The sequence below is a fragment of the Paraburkholderia sp. genome (assembly GCF_034668105.1).
In the GTDB taxonomy this organism is placed as follows: domain Bacteria; phylum Pseudomonadota; class Gammaproteobacteria; order Burkholderiales; family Burkholderiaceae; genus Paraburkholderia.
This window is the reverse complement of sequence record NZ_JAXDPY010000350.1, coordinates 1-14,931: the sequence shown is the minus strand read 5'-3', so window position 1 is coordinate 14,931 and position 14,931 is coordinate 1. Positions and strand designations below refer to the sequence as shown.

Genomic DNA, 14,931 nt, shown 5'->3' with positions numbered 1-14,931 from the left:
GCGCGCCTGTTCCAGGGCTTGTCGGTCGGCGGTGAGTACGGCACCAGCGCCACCTATATGAGTGAAGTCGCGCTCAAGGGCCGCCGCGGTTTCTTCGCGTCGTTCCAGTACGTCACGCTGATCGGCGGCCAGTTGTGCGCGCTGCTGGTGCTGGTGATCCTGCAACAAACCCTCTCTACCGAAGAACTGAAAGCGTGGGGCTGGCGCGTGCCGTTCGTGATCGGTGCATTGGCCGCGCTGGTCGCGTTGTATCTGCGCAAATCGCTCGAAGAAACCACCACGGCTGAAACACGCCAACGCAAGGAGGCCGGCACGCTGCGCGGCTTGTGGTTGCACAAGGGCGCGTTTGCGACAGTGCTCGGCTTCACGGCCGGCGGGTCGCTGATTTTCTACACGTTCACCACGTACATGCAGAAGTATCTGGTCAACACAGCCGGCATGCATGCCAAGACGGCCAGCAGCGTGATGACCGCGGCGCTGTTCGTCTACATGCTGATGCAACCGGCGTTCGGCGCGTTGTCGGACCGCATCGGCCGCCGTCGTTCGATGCTGTTCTTCGGCTTCTTCGCGACCATCGGTACGGTGCCGCTGTTGCACGCCCTGAAAGACGTGACGAGCCCGTATGCGGCGTTTGGCCTCGTCGTCGTGGCGCTGGCGATCGTCAGCTTCTATACGTCGATCAGCGGTCTGATCAAGGCCGAAATGTTCCCGCCGGAAGTGCGCGCCCTCGGTGTGGGATTGTCGTATGCGGTGGCCAATGCGATCTTCGGTGGCTCGGCGGAATACGTCGCGCTGTGGCTGAAGTCGGTGGGTAACGAGTCGATGTTCTACTGGTACGTGACCGTGCTGTGCGCGATCGCCGGCATCGTGTCGTTGCGCATGCGCGATCCCTCGAAAGAAGGGTATCTGCGTCACGAGCCTTGAGCGCCGGCGACACGCTCGAACAGCGCGCATGAGCGCTGCGTGAGAACGGCGGCCAGGGGCAACCCGGCCGCCGTTTTTTGTCGCATCAGCGCAAGCAAGCACGGCAAGCACGGCAAGCACGACTAGCACGACTAGCACGGCAAGCACGGTAGCACGGTAGCACGGCAAGCCAGCTGCAAACCACACCCTCAAGCCACCACAATCTCCGTTCCCAGCACATGCAGCAGATCGCGCAGTGCCTCGGCTTGCGCCATCTTCGCATCGCTGCGTAAATGAATCTGCACGGCGCGCCCCGCAATGCCTTCGACGGGGTGCGCAAGCCATAACTCCACGGCAAGCCCCAATCCTTCAGGCTGATTGACGGCGACCGGCTCGATCACACGCGGCTTGAAACAGGCACTGTCGGACATGGGGTCAACCTCCGGGCTGATGACGCTTCGAGGTCCATCCTAATCAGCCGCATGCGCAAGACCAAACGACAAATACGCGTTTGCAAATCAGCCGATGCTTAGCAGAAAACACGCTTATTACAGGAGCATTTCTTGGTTCAGTACGCGCCGGGCCGCTGCTAATGTGGCGCCCATGCGTAGCCGTCGGTTGGACCTCGCCGTTGCGATGCGCGGTCGCAACGGATACCGGCCCATACGCATCTGTTTCTGAAACATTGCATCCGCACCGTATACGGACAAAGAGATCCATAAAAATGAAATCGAAAATACTCGCTGCCTGGTTAATGACAATCACGGGACTCTCGATGACGGTATCGGGGCTCGCCCACGCTGACCGTCTCGATGACATCAGGAAAGCCGGTGTGTTGCGCGTCGCGACCTTCGACAGCAACCCGCCGTTCGGCTACGTCGACGCATCCAGCAACCACATCGTCGGCCTCGACGTCGACTACGCGCAGGCACTCGCCGACAAGCTCGGCGTGAAGCTCGAACTGCAACCGACCAATCCGGCCAACCGCATTCCGTTTCTCACGTCGAAGAAAGTGGACCTGGTGCTCGCCAACTTCACGATCACCGACGAGCGCGCCAAACAGGTCGATTTCAGCATTCCGTATTTCTCGTCGGGCCAGCAGTTTCTGGCGAAGAAGGGTGTGCTGAAGTCGGCGGACCAGGTCAACAGCCTGCGAGTGGGCGCCGACAAGGGCACCACCAACGAGATCACGCTGCGCGAAAAATTCCCGCAAGCCACGATCGTTGCGTACGACGACACGCCGTTCGCGTTCGCGGCTTTGCGCGCGGGCAACGTGCAGGCGATCACGCAGGACGGTCCGAAGCTGGTCGGCCTGCTCGCCAATGTGCCGGACAAACAGAACTACGAGATTCCCGCCTTCACGATTTCGAACGACTACATGGGCGTTGGGATCCCGAAGGGCGAGACGCGCCTCGTCGGCTTCGTGAACGACACGCTGAAGGGACTGGAAGCCGACGGCTCGGCCGCGAAGATCTACAACCGCTGGTTCGGTCCGCAAACGAAAACACCGCTGGCGCGCATCTTCAGGATCGGCGACAAGACCTGATCGCCATGTCGTTGTAGCAGTCAGGAGTGAACGGGCACCTTGGCAACGTGCCCGTCGGCGTTGTCGAAAGAAGCAGGTTTAAAGATGCAGGTTTAACGATGCAAGCGTGGCTCGCTCCCAAGTATCTGATGTGGCTGTGGCAAGGCTTCGGTGTCACTGTCGGTCTTGCGTTGACGGTGGCGCTCGCGGCCACCGCATTCGGCTTCGTGCTGGCGATCGCGCGCCATGCCCGATATCGTTGGCTGCGTCGCGCGACGGCCACCTACGTGCTGGCGTTTCGCAATACGCCGTTGCTGGTGCAACTGTTCTTCTGGTATTTCGGCGCGGCCACGCTGATGCCTGACGCGTTGATGCAATGGCTGAACACGCCGCATGGCCTGCACATCGGTGCATATGCATTGCGCTGGCCGTCGTTCGAATTTGTCGCCGGGTGGATCGGACTCACGTGCTACACGGCGGCGTTTATTACCGAAGAGTTCCAGGCGGGTTTGCGCGGCGTGCCTGCCGGTCAGCATGCCGCGGCTGCGGCGCTTGGTCTCACGCCGTTGCAGGCGTTCCGTTATGTCGTCTTGCCGCAAGCCGTGCGTATTTCTCTGCCGCCGCTCTTCGGCCAGTACATGAATCTCGTGAAGAATTCGTCGCTGACCATGGCGATCGGTCTTGCCGAATTGTCGTATGCGTCGCGTCAGGTCGAGACGGAGACCTTCAAAACGTTTGAGGCATTCGGTGTGGCAACCGTGTTGTATATCGTCGCCGTCGCGGTGATCGAGGCCGTCTCGCATACGGTGGCGCATACGCGTGAGCGCGACCGCACATTCGCGAGGCGCTGACCATGACATGGACGCTGTTCACCCATAATCTGCCGTACCTGCTGGTCGGCGCATTTCCGCAAGGACCGCTCGGCGGCGCGGCGCTCACGTTGATGCTGGCGTTGTGTTCCGCGCTTGCGTCGGCGGTGCTCGGTCTCGCGGGTGGCATTGCGCTGGCAATGGCGGGGCGCATCGCTCGCGTGCCCTTGCTACTTGTCATCGGCTTCTTCCGGGCGATTCCCGTGTTGATGCTGATTTTCTGGACCTATTTCTTGTTGCCGATGCTCTTCCATGTCGATGTACCCGGACTCGCGACGGTCGTCTGCGCGCTCTCGCTGATCGGTGGCGCCTATCTCGCGCATTCGGTGCACGCGGGCATTCGCGCGGTCGGCGACGGTCAGTGGCAAGCCGGGCTGTCGCTCGGCCTCACACGGATGCAAGCACTGCGCTACGTGATGCTGCCGCAGGCGATGCGCATCATGGCGCCTTCGTTCGTGAATCAATGGGTATCGCTGGTGAAGGACACGTCGCTTGCGTATATCGTCGGTGTCGGCGAGTTGTCGTTCGTCGCGACGCAGATCAGCAATCGCCTGATGGTGTATCCGGCGCAAATTTTTTTGTTCGTCGGCTTCATCTATCTGGTGTTGTGCACGGCGCTTGACCGCGTCGCTACTTATGCGTTGACGCGGCGTAAGCGCGGTGTGCGGCCGCCGCTTGTGCCGGCCGCCACTGAGGCATGGTCTGGCGACTGATCGACCGGCGAACAGGGAATAACGAACCGCGACTAATGAACCGCGACTAATGAACCGGCGACCAGCCGATATAGCTTAAACCCGCAGCCGTACGAGTCCGGCGATCGGGCTCACAAAGCAGGCCGCGCCAAAGGAATGGGGGGGCGCGCGTTCGGTTGCGGCGGCGTCAGATCAATTCGGATCGATCGGTGACGAGGTCCGAGACGAGCTCTGTCACAGCGGCCGCCGGCTCGGCTATAACAGCGGGCGCTGCCGCGACTACCGCGGCCACCGCACTGCGCTGCCGCATGCTCACGGCTGCCCGCGAGAGCATAAGCAGGTGGTAATAGAGCCGCATGCTGAAGCCATAGTCGTAGGCGAACAGATGGGTGAGCGCGATCTTCAAGCCGAGCAGCGGCTCGCGATTCTTCGCGTAGACCGAAACGACGATCGGCACGAGCCGGTGCAATGCCAACTTGCGTGACGATTCCAGTTGCGGCGGCAGTTTCAGGGTTTGCACAAAGGCATAAGCGCTGACGGTCGCCGCGACGGTCGTGCCACGCGTGCTGTGCGAGATCGAGGTCGCCGTCTTGCGATAGACCGAGACGTATTCGTGGAGATAGAACACCTCACGCGCGGCGAGACAGAGTTCGGTGCCGAACACGAAATCGCAGCACATGCCGTACTGTTCCTTGTAACCGATCCGTTTCACGAGTTCGGCATTCGCCATCCAGCCGTTGTTGGGGAACATCTGGATCAAGCCGGCTCTACCCGGCAACGGTTGCAAACCTTCCGCGTCTCTCGTGCGTCGAAACGCCGTGTTCAGGCGCGTGCTGGCGCCGACGTCGACGGCGCCGGTGTGATCGGCCTCGTATTGGTCGGCGAATGCCACTTCGAGTTGCGGATGAAGCTTCCATAGCGACACCAGCTTTTCGATGCCGTCGGTCGTGAGAAAGTCGTCATCGTGAATCAGCAGGATCTTGTCACCGCTCGCCCGCTCGAACAGGCTTGCGACATTACGCGCCTGGCCGAGCGACGGCCGGTTCATTGCATAGCGGATGCGTGGCTCGTTCGGATAGCGTGCTGCGATCAACTGCTGCGTGCGCTCATCTTTTGAATCGTCTCCGATCACGATCTCCAGGTTGCCGTACGTCTGCGCGAGGCACGAATTGATGCACTCGACGATCAGTTCAGGCCGATGGCAGGTCGGCAGACAAATAGAAACCTTGGGGGAAGAACGGGATTCAGAGGAGGGGATAGGCGAGGTAAACACGGCGTCTCCTTTCTGATTCAGTTAAGGATGCAGCCGGTTTCGCTATGCGCACACATTGCTGCATGCAGCAAAATAGTCCATTACAGGAAAAAAATAATTCGTAAAAATTCGGAAAAAATGTCAGCGTCGTGAAAGGAGTTCGAAGGGGAAATTTGTGCGGCTTTGGTGCGAAAAACGCGGCAAAGCCGCTCGGGGCGGGCACCTGATATTTTCAACCGACTGACGGTTCGCCCTCTCCCGGTTTCTTGCCGGGATGGTCCGCTGGTGACTGATCGCGCCCTTCGTCTTTGCGTTCCGGCAGTTTGCTTTTCTCGTTGTCGCTGTGGGTGGCGGGCTGTGGATGCTCGATGTCGGCTGGCTTGCCAGGTTGATTGTCTTTTGTTTCGGTCATGGCGTGCTCCTGGTTTAAGAACATGTATGAGAGAGCAAGAGGCGGACCTGACGGGGCTCATTCTCACGGGTTGGGGTGGCAGGTGCCGAACGTGGGTGGGTTGCATTCGTGCGGTGCAGGGCGTGAAGGTCGCTGTTGGGGTCTTTCCTTGATCCGGCTTTTTTGCATTTGATTGATTTTGGCCAGCTCAAGGAAAGGCCAACGCCGCAGGCAAAACCCCACCCCCGTACGGGGGCAAAACACAAAAACCCCTTGACCGCGCCCCTCATTCAGCGCACCGTGAAGAAGAAAAAGAACCCCGGGAGCCCAACATGTCCCTCAACTTCCCGAACCCTAGCCGCAGCTACGACGCCTTCCGTCATTGCGTCAATTTCTGGGGCTATGACAACGCACGCGAAATCGCCTTCACCGTCAACAATTCGGTCATTTCGAATCTGAGCCCAAGTGCAGGCTCCGACGAACCGGCAGTGCTGGCAGCCTTCGACCGTCATCGTGAGCAAATTCTCACACTTGCTCGCGGCCTGTACGTCGGCGGTCCGCAAAACCGCTACACGATTTCTTGATACAGACAGCGCGGCGCGGCACGTCCAACCGGACCTGCCGTGCGCCGCCTTGTTCCACAGCCGAAGCAGCGCGGCGCCCACCGGCGCCTTGCCTCGCTTCGTCGCGGGAGTTTCAGCATGGATGATGACCAGGTCAATCTGGAAGAAATCGCCGATAGCAAACGACGCCGTGAAGCAGCACGCCTCGCCGAAATCGACAATTCGACCGCCCACGCGGTGCCCATCGCACCCACCTCGATCGCTCCACAGCCCGTTCAGCCGGGCGACCAGGCCGCACCGAAGCAATGGGTCAAGCACGTCACGAAGTGGCTGGGCGCAAAGAGCACAATGATGCAAACGCGTCGCTTCTTGACGCTGAGAAAGAAGCCCGCCGCTCTTTAGACACTCGGAACGAAAATAACCGGCGTAAAGCCGGTTTTTTTTGACCGCGCCCATTGCAATGGCCGGTACCGGCTAACCGGGCGCTTTACCCGATTCCGCGCCCGCGGACCGCGGCTCATAATCATCGTTGCAACGAAACGGGTGCCTGCGCCGTTTCTCATGATCAATGCATCGCCGCGCCGCGCGCGCGTCTGCAACCGAGCAAGGAGCCACCAATGGACAAGGGTGACCCAAAAGCGAATCATCTGTTGGCGGTGTTGCCCGCGGCGGAATGGGCACGCATCGAACCGTATCTGGTCGAAGTCGAATTGCCACTTGGCGAAGTCATCTACGAATCGGGCGGCCAACTCGAGCACGTCTATTTCCCCACGACCTCGATCATTTCACTGCTCTATGTGATGGAAGACGGCGCATCGGCGGAAATCGCCATCGTGGGACATGAAGGCATCGTCGGCGTGTCGCTATTCATGGGCGGAGAGACCACGCCAAGCCGCGCGATCGTGCAAAGCGCGGGCCGCGCCTGGCGCCTCAATGCACGCATGCTGAAAGACGAGTTCAATCGCGCGGGACCGATGCAACGCCTTCTGCTGCGCTACACGCAGGCGCTCATCACGCAAATGGCGCAGACCGCGGTATGCAATCGCCATCATTCGATCGACCAGCAATTGTGCCGCTGGCTGCTGCTCAGCATCGACCGGCTGCCGTCGAATGAACTACGCATGACTCAGGAACTCATCGCCAATATGCTCGGCGTGCGCCGCTCCGGCGTCACCGCGGCAGCGCTGAAACTGCAGAACGCCGGCTTGATCCGCTATGGGCACGGTCATATCACCGTGCTTGACCGGCCCGGTCTGGAAGCCCACGTGTGCGAATGCTACGCGGTGGTCAAACGCGAATTCGACCGGCTGCTGCCGGCGTTGCAGGCTATCTAACGAGCCCGCGGGCGAATATCTGTGCGTCACCCACCGCCAGTGCAGCGCCGTCAACGTATCGCTGCAGGGCTTCCGGCCTCCGGCGACGCCTTGTGTTCGATCGTTTCGAATACGTCCATTAATCTGCCGATACGCTGCAAGGTGCCGGGCGGCAAGCGTGCTTCATCAGGCGACAAGGAGAGAATCCGGCGTCGCCAGTAGGGCAGGCCCAACGGCGGCGCCGTCATGAGAAACGGAATAATCTGTTCGAGGTGAGCGAGCTCGCTCTCGAATGGGTAGTTCGACATAGGTGTTTCCCGTACGTGCTGTGATCGCCTTCACACAGCATGCGCGCGCCGCGAGCCCCTGTCTGCACGCTACCGTACAGGATGCGAAGTCACGCTCTACGCCGATAAACGCACGACTTCCGCCCGCTTGTTCCGGGGCATCGCGAGTGTCGGCGCGCGACTCAAACGACCGTTTCGCGTGCCGGGCCTCCAGTCAGCGAAACGATAAAGTCGAAGAATGCCCGCACTTTAGCCGGCGGATGATGTCGGGAAGGATAGAGCGCATACAGCGGATAAACTTCGTCGCCCCAGTCGGGAAACAGTTCGATCAGTTTGCCGTTGGCAAGCAACGGCTCGGCGCCGAGCGCGAGAATCTGCGCGATGCCCTGGCCCGCGGCGCACACGCTATGCAAGGTGCCGACGTCGTTCACGGTCAGGCGGCCTTGCGGCGTGATCACCATCTTCTTGCGTCCGCGATGAAACTCCCAACTGAACGGGTAACCGGTCAGCGGATCACGGAATTTGATGCACACGTGCTTGCCGTTTTCGAGTTCTGCCGGGCTCGCCGGATGGCCATGTTTCTTCAGATACGACGGCGCGGCGACGGTCATGATCCGCGTGTCGAGCAGCTTGCGCGCGATCAGCGTCGAAACCGGCGGATCGCCGAAGCGGATCGCCAGATCGAATCCGTCGGAGACCAGATCGCCTAACTGATCGCGCGTGATCAACTCGAGTTGCAGATCGGCATGCTTGTCGATGAAGCCGCCAAGCCTCGGCCCCAGAACAAGACGCGAGAAGAACGGGTCCATGTTCACGCGCAACCGTCCACGAACCGCAGTCGCGCCCTGCGCCGCGGAAGCGGCCGCTTCCTCGAGTCCACCGAGCAGCGGCACGATCTGTTCATAAAAACGCCGGCCCTCGTCGGTCAGTGTGACGGAGCGGGTGGTGCGGTCGAATAGCCGGATGCCGAGGCGTGCTTCGAGTCGCGCAACCGAACGGCTGACCCCCGATTGCGACATGTCGAGCGCCTCGCCGGCCGCGGCAAAACTGCCGCAGTCGACGATCGCCGTCAGCACGCCCATGCCGTTCAGCATGCGCTCGTCGAATGGCATCTGAGATTCCCTTGTTCTGCATTAATGCGTGACATGCTAACGCGAAACACCGTTTGAATTCATGTGCCGGTGTCGGGAAACGCCTACCTGTCTGAACGAATCAATGACATCGAATCATGAGTGGAATGACAGCCACGCTATCGCGTCAAGCACCGTCTGGCGCTAATCTGTGCGGGTTCGCCTGAGGTACGATGAAATGCGCTTCTCACCATGCGTCAGGCATATTTGACTCATCCACGGAGAACGCCATCATGTCGCGAGTTTTTATTACCGGGTCCGCCGATGGCCTCGGTCAAATGGCCGCGCGTCTGCTCGTCGACGCCGGTCATCAAGTCGTTTTGCACGCCCGCAATGCGACACGGGCCGAGGACGCATTGAAGGCCGTGCCGGGCGCCGAAACAGCTTTAACAGGCGATTTGTCGAGTCTTGCAGCCACGGTCGCATTGGCTGAGCAGGTCAACGCACTCGGCCGCTTCGACGCGGTGATCCACAACGCGGCGGTGGGTTATCAGGAGCCGCGCCGGATCGCCACCGTGGACGGCCTGCCGTATGTGTTCGCGGTCAACACGCTGGCGCCTTACGTATTGACCGCGCTGATCCGCAAGCCGAAGCGGCTCGTCTATCTGAGCTCGGGCCTGCATCGCAGCGGCGACGCGAGCCTCGACGATCTGGCATGGGAGCGGCGGCCATGGCAAGGCACGGCGGCCTATTCCGACTCGAAACTGCATGACGCGCTGCTGGCGTTCGCGGTGGCGCGCCGCTGGCCGGAGGTGTTGTCGAACGCGCTGGAGCCCGGTTGGGTGGCGACCAGAATGGGTGGGGCAGGCGCGCCGGACGATCTGCAAGCGGCGCCGAAAACCCAGGTGTGGCTCGCCGTCAGCGACGAACCGGCGGCCACCGTGAGCGGCGCCTACTTCTATCATTTGAAACCGCGCGAGACGCATCCGGCGGTACACGACGTTGCTGTGCAAGAGCGTTTGATCGAGGCGTGCGAGAGATTTTCCGGCGTCCGTTTGCCGGACTGAGGGCTGCGACGGCAGAAAGTGCGCTGAGTCCGCCCAGGTCACACCTGGCTGATTCAGCGCACGCAAAGCCAGACGTGCGTATCCCAAGCCACCGTGCTGGTTGCAATCAGCGCCCCGCGCCTTGGGCCGTCTGGCCACGCACGCCGCGAGCGACAGGCGCTTCGTCGAGATGGCGAAAGATCCACGCCGACACCAGCGTAATGACGCCCACGCACACGAAGCTCAGGCGGAATCCAAGTGCCGCCGATCCCCATTGCGCCGAGAACAGATTCACCAGGCCGCCGCCGATCGAAACGCCCAGCCCGATCGCCAGCATCTGCACCATCGAAAAGAGGCTGTTGCCGCTGCCCGCATCTTCATGCGAGAGGCCTTTAAGCGTGACGCTGTTCATCGCCGCGAACTGCATGGAGTTGGCCGCGCCGAACACGGCCAGAATCACGATCCCGACGATAATCGGCGTGCCCCGCGTAATCAATGCGAACGCAACGATCGAGGAGCCGACGATCACCGTATTGACGAGCAGGAACGTGTCATAGCCATAGCGGCGAATCAGCGGCGCGATCCAGCGTTTGGCGAACGTGCCGGCAATCGCCGCGGGCAGCATCATCAAGCCGGAATGCAGCGGTGAGTAACCCAGTTGCAGTTGCAGCAGCAACGGCACGAGAAACGGCACGGCGCTCGAGCCGATGCGGCACACCAGATTGCCGATCAGACCGACACTGAAATTCGGTTCGCTGAAGAGCGAGAGTTTGAAGAGCGGAATGCTGCGGTGTTTTGCGTGCGGAATATAAGCGAGCGCGCTGACCACGGCGAGCGCGAACAGACCCGCCGACCATGCCGCACGGTGCGTTTCCACGGGCGAATCGACCGCCAGTGAGAACGCGATCATGCACAGCGACAACAGCCCGCACCCGACAAAGTCGAATGGCGGCGCCTTCGTTTGGCCATGCTCCGGCAGGAAACGCTGCACCGCGTAAAGGCCCACCGCGCCGATCGGCACGTTGATGAGAAAGATCCAGTGCCACGTCACGGCCTGCACGAACCAGCCGCCGAGCGTCGGCCCGGCGATCGGCCCCAACTGGCCGGCAATCGACGTGAACGCGAGCGCCGACACGTATTGCTCGCCCGACACGCTGCGCAGCACGGCAAGCCGCCCGATCGGCAGCAGCATCGAACCGCCGAAACCTTGCAGGACCCGCGCCATCACCAGTTGGCCGAGCGTATGCGCGCTCGCGCAGCAGATCGAGCCGAGCACGAACACGAGGATCGCCGCGAAATAGACGCGCCGCGTGCCGAAGCGGTCGGCGAGCCAGCCCGAAGCGGGTGTGAGCATCGCCATGGTCAGCGTGTAGGCGACCACGATCGGCTGCATCGCGAGCGGCGCGACGTGCAGGCTGTGCGCAATCGACGGCAACGCGGTGTTGACGATCGTCGTGTCGAGCGATTGCATGAAAAAGCCGGAGGCGACGATCCAGAGCAGGGCGGTCTGGGCGGAATCCTTGTTCATATCCAATTGTGCGGCGGGGCGGCGGACCGAAGCCTGGCGGGCCGTGCCCAAGGTCATTATTGCGGGATTGCGTCATCATATTGACATCCTCGTCAATCGGGAACCCCACTAGGGTCATTGACTGTTATCGACTTTGCCGATAACCAGCGCGACAATGGCGCATGCTCAATCCCATCTGGCTCAAGACCTTCGCGACCGTCGCCGCCTGCCATAGCTTTACCGAGGCGGGGCGCCGGCTCGATCTGACGCAGTCGAGCGTCAGTGAACACATCCGCCGGCTTGAACAGAGCGTCGGTCGGCGCCTGCTGGTGCGCGATACGCATTCGCTCGCAATGACCCCGGACGGCGAGGCCATGCTGGCGCACGCCAGCGTAATCCTGCAAGCGCTCGCGCGGGCGGAGTCGCAGTTTCGCGCGCCGCGCCTGAAAGGCCGGGTGCGGCTCGGTTCATCGGACGACGTCGCGCTCGGGCCGCTGCCCACCGTGCTGGCGGCGTTTCGCGACGCGCATCCCGACGTCGAGCTGGAAATCACCATCGGCATGACCGGCAAGCTGTATGAGTTGCTGGATGCCGGTTCGATCGATCTTCTCGTCGGCAAACGGCGTCTGGGCGACCGCCGCGGCGTGCCGCTGTTCACGGGCCGCCTGGAATGGCTGGCGCGCAGCGGCACGCTCGTCGATCTGAGCCAGCCGCTGCCGTTGATTCTGGTCGCCGAGCCGAGCGTGACGCGCGCAGTGGTGCTCGACGCGCTCGCCGAAGCCGGTTTCAGCTGGCAGGTGGTGTGCACGAGCAGCAGTCACGCGGGTTGTATCGCGGCCGCGCGCGGCGGCCTCGGCATTACGGTTCGCCCGCAATATCTGGCCGCGCGAGGACTGGCGCCTCCTCTCAATGCCGCCAGTTTGCCGACCCTGCCCTCGGTGGAGTTCATCGCGCTGGCCGCCAAACGGCTGAGCCGTCCGGCAGGCACGTTGCTGCAATTGCTGCACGACAGCGATTTGCGCGGTTCGTGGATTGGTGAGTGAGACCGCGCGGAATGCGCCGCGGCGCGTGCCGCGGGTGACGTGACCCACGGCGTGGTTCCCTCAATCGGGCAAGGCCGCCACCAACCCATCGAACTCCGCGCTCCACGCCGCGCTCCACGCCTGACGCGTCGCCTCGTCGGTCCATGCGCCGTCGATACCGTTCAGCATGAAGCCCCGCCACTCGGCGATGCTGAAACCGAGGGGCTGTACATCAATCGCCGATGTTTCAATGCGTATCAAGCTCTTTCAACCGCTTGTAAAGATACGATCGAGACATGCCGAGCACTTCTGCAACGCGTTTCTTGTTGCCGTTGTGCTGCGCCAGTGCCTGCTTGATCAGATCCAGTTCTACTTTGTGCCTGGCTACGCGGATACCCGCTTTGCTGAGCGGTGAATCAGTCGAAAGATGTGGGTAACCGGACGGCTCGCGGTCGGACGCAACTGACGCTTGCTCGAAATTCTCCACATCGAGGAAGGCATTGTCGGAAAATATCGTGGCGCGCTCAATGGCATGCTGCAATTGCCGGATGTTTCCCGGCCAGGAGCGCTCCTGAAGGTGGCGTATCACCTCCGGACTCAATGTCTTTTTGGTCATCCGATGGCGCGTGGCAAAGTCAGTGAGAAATTTCTCGGCCAGCAAAGGAATGTCATCAAGTCGTTCTCTCAACGGCGGAAGGCGAAGAGTAACCGCGCTGATCCGATAGAAGAGGTCGAGCCGAAAGCTGTTCTCTTTAATCATGGTGTCGAAGTTGCGATTGCTGGCGGAAATAAGGCGAAAATCCGAGCGTTTGAGACGGTCTCCCCCAAGGCGTTCGAATGTGCCATCCTGCAGCACGCGCAATAGCTTGACCTGCATTTCGAGAGGCATGTCGCCGATCTCGTCGAGAAAAAGGCTCCCGGTGTCGGCTTGTTCAAACTTACCTTTGCGTCCCTTCTTATCCGCGCCGGTGAACGCGCCGCCTTCGTAGCCGAACAGTTCGCTCTCGACCAGATTGGCCGGCATGGCTGCGGCGTTGACGAGGACAAGCGGTTTGTCGCTGCGTCCGCTCAGAAGGTGTATCGCGTGCGCGACCAGTTCCTTGCCTGTTCCGCTTTCGCCAACGAGTAACACAGGCACGTCAAGCGGTGCTACACGCACGATATCGTCTTTCAGTCGCCGCACCTGGTCGCTATTTCCAACGATCTGGTCGAGCCCGTATGCGCGGTTGCGCATGCCTGACAGTTCGCGCTTATAGAAGGCAAGCTCCTGGCGCACTCGAGCGAGTTCGACGCTGAGTTGCTCGATTGCCTCCGGTCCTTTGAACATCACCTGCCCGATCGCGCCAACACAATTCCGATCGCGGTCAAAGATAGGGGTACGGGTGACGACCCGCGTAATCCCGTTCATCTCCTGCACCTGTCCAATCTCACGTTTCCCGGACTTCGCGACCTCTGGAAGCCGAGTATTTTCGATGACCTCTGTAACAGGCCTTCCGGTCCCCTCTCCATGGCGCAAGCCGAAAAATCGCTCGTGTATTGGGCTGATGTAGCGCAGCGTCCCGTCCTTGTCGACGACGGTGATGGCCTCGTAGGGGTTGGTCACGAAGTGGCGCAGAATTTCGTCGGAGAAATCCACGCTAGCTATGAATTCGGCGAGTTCGTCGCCCTGCGCGGATCGGGTAGGGCGGCGAGCGGCCTCGATTACTTCTGTAAGCGGCTTCGCGGTTGCGACCTTCCTGATCGCTCTGATCCCGGGGTACCAGTCCATTGGGATCGCGTCCTACTGGATCCTTGTGATTCTGAGATTTGTCGACGGAATTTTTCTCGGCGGTGGATACACCGGTGCGTTGCCTCTTGCAATTGAGTATTCGAAGAAGGAACAGCGGGGCCTGGTGGGCGGATTGATTCTGGCGGGATTTCCGGCTGCCTACGTTGCAATCAATCTTCTCGCGATGATCATGTTTGCCGTCTTTCCGATGGATGGTCCGCAATCCCTCTACGCTCAATGGGGTTGGCGAATTCCGTTTGTTCTTGGGGCGGCCATGGCCGCGCTCCTTGCCGTGTATTACGTCCGCAAGGTGTCTGAGTCCCAGGTATGGAAAGGTAAATCATCGGGAAAGCCGCAGACAGCCTCTGCTAGTCGGCTCGTCACAGGTCAGGCTCGGCGCAATCTGGTACAGGTCCTGTTGATGATGACCGGATTCTGGCTCACGCAGAACATCGTAGGGCTGTTTCTTCCCACAGGGGTGCTATTGAAGAGTCTGCATCTGACGCCGTTTGAGATGACGGAAACGTTGATGCTGGCATACGCGGTTCTTTGCCTCGGCTATATCGGCGCCGGTATGTTGGGGCAGCGATTCGGTCGCCGCAAGATGCTTTCTCTCATTGGCGCTGCGACAGCGACCGTCGGCGCAGGCCTCCTGTATTTCCTCATCGGAGCAAGGGGTGTGGGTCTTCCAGTCGTCGTGCTCGTTGTATGCGCATTGGCGAT

17 protein-coding genes and 1 pseudogene are annotated in these 14,931 nt (G+C 61.0%); 10 read left to right on the top strand and 8 right to left on the bottom strand.

What is annotated here, in order from left to right; genetic code table 11:
- The coding region (locus QOC89_RS15860; protein WP_323045876.1) for an MFS transporter at nt 1-924 on the top strand (924 nt) is incomplete at its 5' end.
- A gap of 188 nt (nt 925-1,112) precedes the next feature.
- On the opposite strand, the gene QOC89_RS15855 is transcribed toward QOC89_RS15860, so the two are convergent.
- On the bottom strand, nt 1,113-1,334 hold the full coding sequence (locus QOC89_RS15855) for a hypothetical protein (protein WP_323045875.1): 222 nt from the start codon (nt 1,332-1,334) through the stop codon (nt 1,113-1,115).
- Between the two features lie 293 nt (nt 1,335-1,627).
- Between QOC89_RS15855 and QOC89_RS15850 the strand changes: the two genes are divergently transcribed.
- The 3 genes from QOC89_RS15850 (at nt 1,628) to QOC89_RS15840 (ending at nt 4,010) form a co-directional block, all read left to right on the top strand.
- Complete coding sequence (locus tag QOC89_RS15850; RefSeq protein ID WP_323045874.1) at nt 1,628-2,449, top strand: ABC transporter substrate-binding protein; 822 nt, start codon at nt 1,628-1,630, stop codon at nt 2,447-2,449.
- Between the two features lie 98 nt (nt 2,450-2,547).
- The gene (locus QOC89_RS15845; protein ID WP_323045873.1) at nt 2,548-3,279 is read left to right on the top strand and encodes an amino acid ABC transporter permease; all 732 of its coding nucleotides are present in this window, start codon (nt 2,548-2,550) and stop codon (nt 3,277-3,279) included.
- Between the two features lie 2 nt (nt 3,280-3,281).
- Nucleotides 3,282-4,010: an amino acid ABC transporter permease gene (locus tag QOC89_RS15840; RefSeq protein ID WP_323045872.1), complete on the top strand. Its 729-nt coding sequence runs from the start codon at nt 3,282-3,284 to the stop codon at nt 4,008-4,010.
- Nucleotides 4,011-4,176: 166 nt separating this feature from the next.
- Here the strand turns inward: QOC89_RS15840 and QOC89_RS15835 are convergent, their stop codons facing one another.
- Together QOC89_RS15835 and QOC89_RS15830 are read right to left on the bottom strand one after the other, a co-directional pair.
- The gene (locus QOC89_RS15835) at nt 4,177-5,262 is read right to left on the bottom strand and encodes a glycosyltransferase family 2 protein (protein ID WP_323045871.1); all 1,086 of its coding nucleotides are present in this window, start codon (nt 5,260-5,262) and stop codon (nt 4,177-4,179) included.
- Nucleotides 5,263-5,473: 211 nt separating this feature from the next.
- Nucleotides 5,474-5,653, bottom strand: a complete 180-nt coding sequence (locus QOC89_RS15830) for a hypothetical protein (RefSeq protein WP_323045870.1) — start codon at nt 5,651-5,653, stop codon at nt 5,474-5,476.
- A 311-nt stretch (nt 5,654-5,964) separates the two neighbouring features.
- On the opposite strand from QOC89_RS15830, the gene QOC89_RS15825 reads away from it, so the two are divergent.
- The 3 genes from QOC89_RS15825 (at nt 5,965) to QOC89_RS15815 (ending at nt 7,529) form a co-directional block, all read left to right on the top strand.
- Nucleotides 5,965-6,216: a DUF1488 domain-containing protein gene (locus QOC89_RS15825; RefSeq protein WP_093644935.1), complete on the top strand. Its 252-nt coding sequence runs from the start codon at nt 5,965-5,967 to the stop codon at nt 6,214-6,216.
- A gap of 117 nt (nt 6,217-6,333) precedes the next feature.
- A complete protein-coding gene (locus tag QOC89_RS15820) occupies nt 6,334-6,597 on the top strand; it encodes a hypothetical protein (RefSeq protein ID WP_323045869.1) in 264 nt (87 codons plus the stop codon).
- Between the two features lie 215 nt (nt 6,598-6,812).
- On the top strand, nt 6,813-7,529 hold the full coding sequence (locus tag QOC89_RS15815; protein ID WP_323045868.1) for a Crp/Fnr family transcriptional regulator: 717 nt from the start codon (nt 6,813-6,815) through the stop codon (nt 7,527-7,529).
- Between the two features lie 50 nt (nt 7,530-7,579).
- Here the strand turns inward: QOC89_RS15815 and QOC89_RS15810 are convergent, their stop codons facing one another.
- Both QOC89_RS15810 and QOC89_RS15805 read right to left on the bottom strand, forming a co-directional pair.
- Complete coding sequence (locus tag QOC89_RS15810) at nt 7,580-7,816, bottom strand: hypothetical protein (RefSeq protein ID WP_323045867.1); 237 nt, start codon at nt 7,814-7,816, stop codon at nt 7,580-7,582.
- 161 nt (nt 7,817-7,977) lie between these two features.
- Nucleotides 7,978-8,907, bottom strand: coding sequence for a LysR family transcriptional regulator (locus QOC89_RS15805; protein WP_323045866.1), 930 nt, complete (start codon nt 8,905-8,907; stop codon nt 7,978-7,980).
- Nucleotides 8,908-9,158: 251 nt separating this feature from the next.
- Between QOC89_RS15805 and QOC89_RS15800 the strand changes: the two genes are divergently transcribed.
- Complete coding sequence (locus tag QOC89_RS15800) at nt 9,159-9,932, top strand: SDR family NAD(P)-dependent oxidoreductase (RefSeq protein ID WP_323045865.1); 774 nt, start codon at nt 9,159-9,161, stop codon at nt 9,930-9,932.
- Nucleotides 9,933-10,038: 106 nt separating this feature from the next.
- On the opposite strand, the gene QOC89_RS15795 is transcribed toward QOC89_RS15800, so the two are convergent.
- Nucleotides 10,039-11,439: a DHA2 family efflux MFS transporter permease subunit gene (locus QOC89_RS15795; protein ID WP_323045864.1), complete on the bottom strand. Its 1,401-nt coding sequence runs from the start codon at nt 11,437-11,439 to the stop codon at nt 10,039-10,041.
- A gap of 161 nt (nt 11,440-11,600) precedes the next feature.
- Here QOC89_RS15795 and QOC89_RS15790 point away from each other — a divergent pair, with 161 nt between their 5' ends.
- Complete coding sequence (locus QOC89_RS15790) at nt 11,601-12,461, top strand: LysR family transcriptional regulator (RefSeq protein WP_323045863.1); 861 nt, start codon at nt 11,601-11,603, stop codon at nt 12,459-12,461.
- A 60-nt stretch (nt 12,462-12,521) separates the two neighbouring features.
- On the opposite strand, the pseudogene QOC89_RS15785 reads toward QOC89_RS15790, so the two are convergent.
- Nucleotides 12,522-12,659 (bottom strand): annotated as a pseudogene (locus QOC89_RS15785) (adenosine deaminase); the annotation flags it as partial.
- 28 nt (nt 12,660-12,687) lie between these two features.
- Nucleotides 12,688-14,208, bottom strand: coding sequence for a sigma-54 interaction domain-containing protein (locus QOC89_RS15780; protein ID WP_323045862.1), 1,521 nt, complete (start codon nt 14,206-14,208; stop codon nt 12,688-12,690).
- Between QOC89_RS15780 and QOC89_RS15775 the strand changes: the two genes are divergently transcribed.
- On the top strand, nt 14,141-14,931 hold a 791-nt coding region (locus tag QOC89_RS15775), incomplete at its 3' end, for an MFS transporter (RefSeq protein ID WP_323045877.1). The two genes, QOC89_RS15780 and QOC89_RS15775, sit on opposite strands and share 68 nt — an antisense overlap.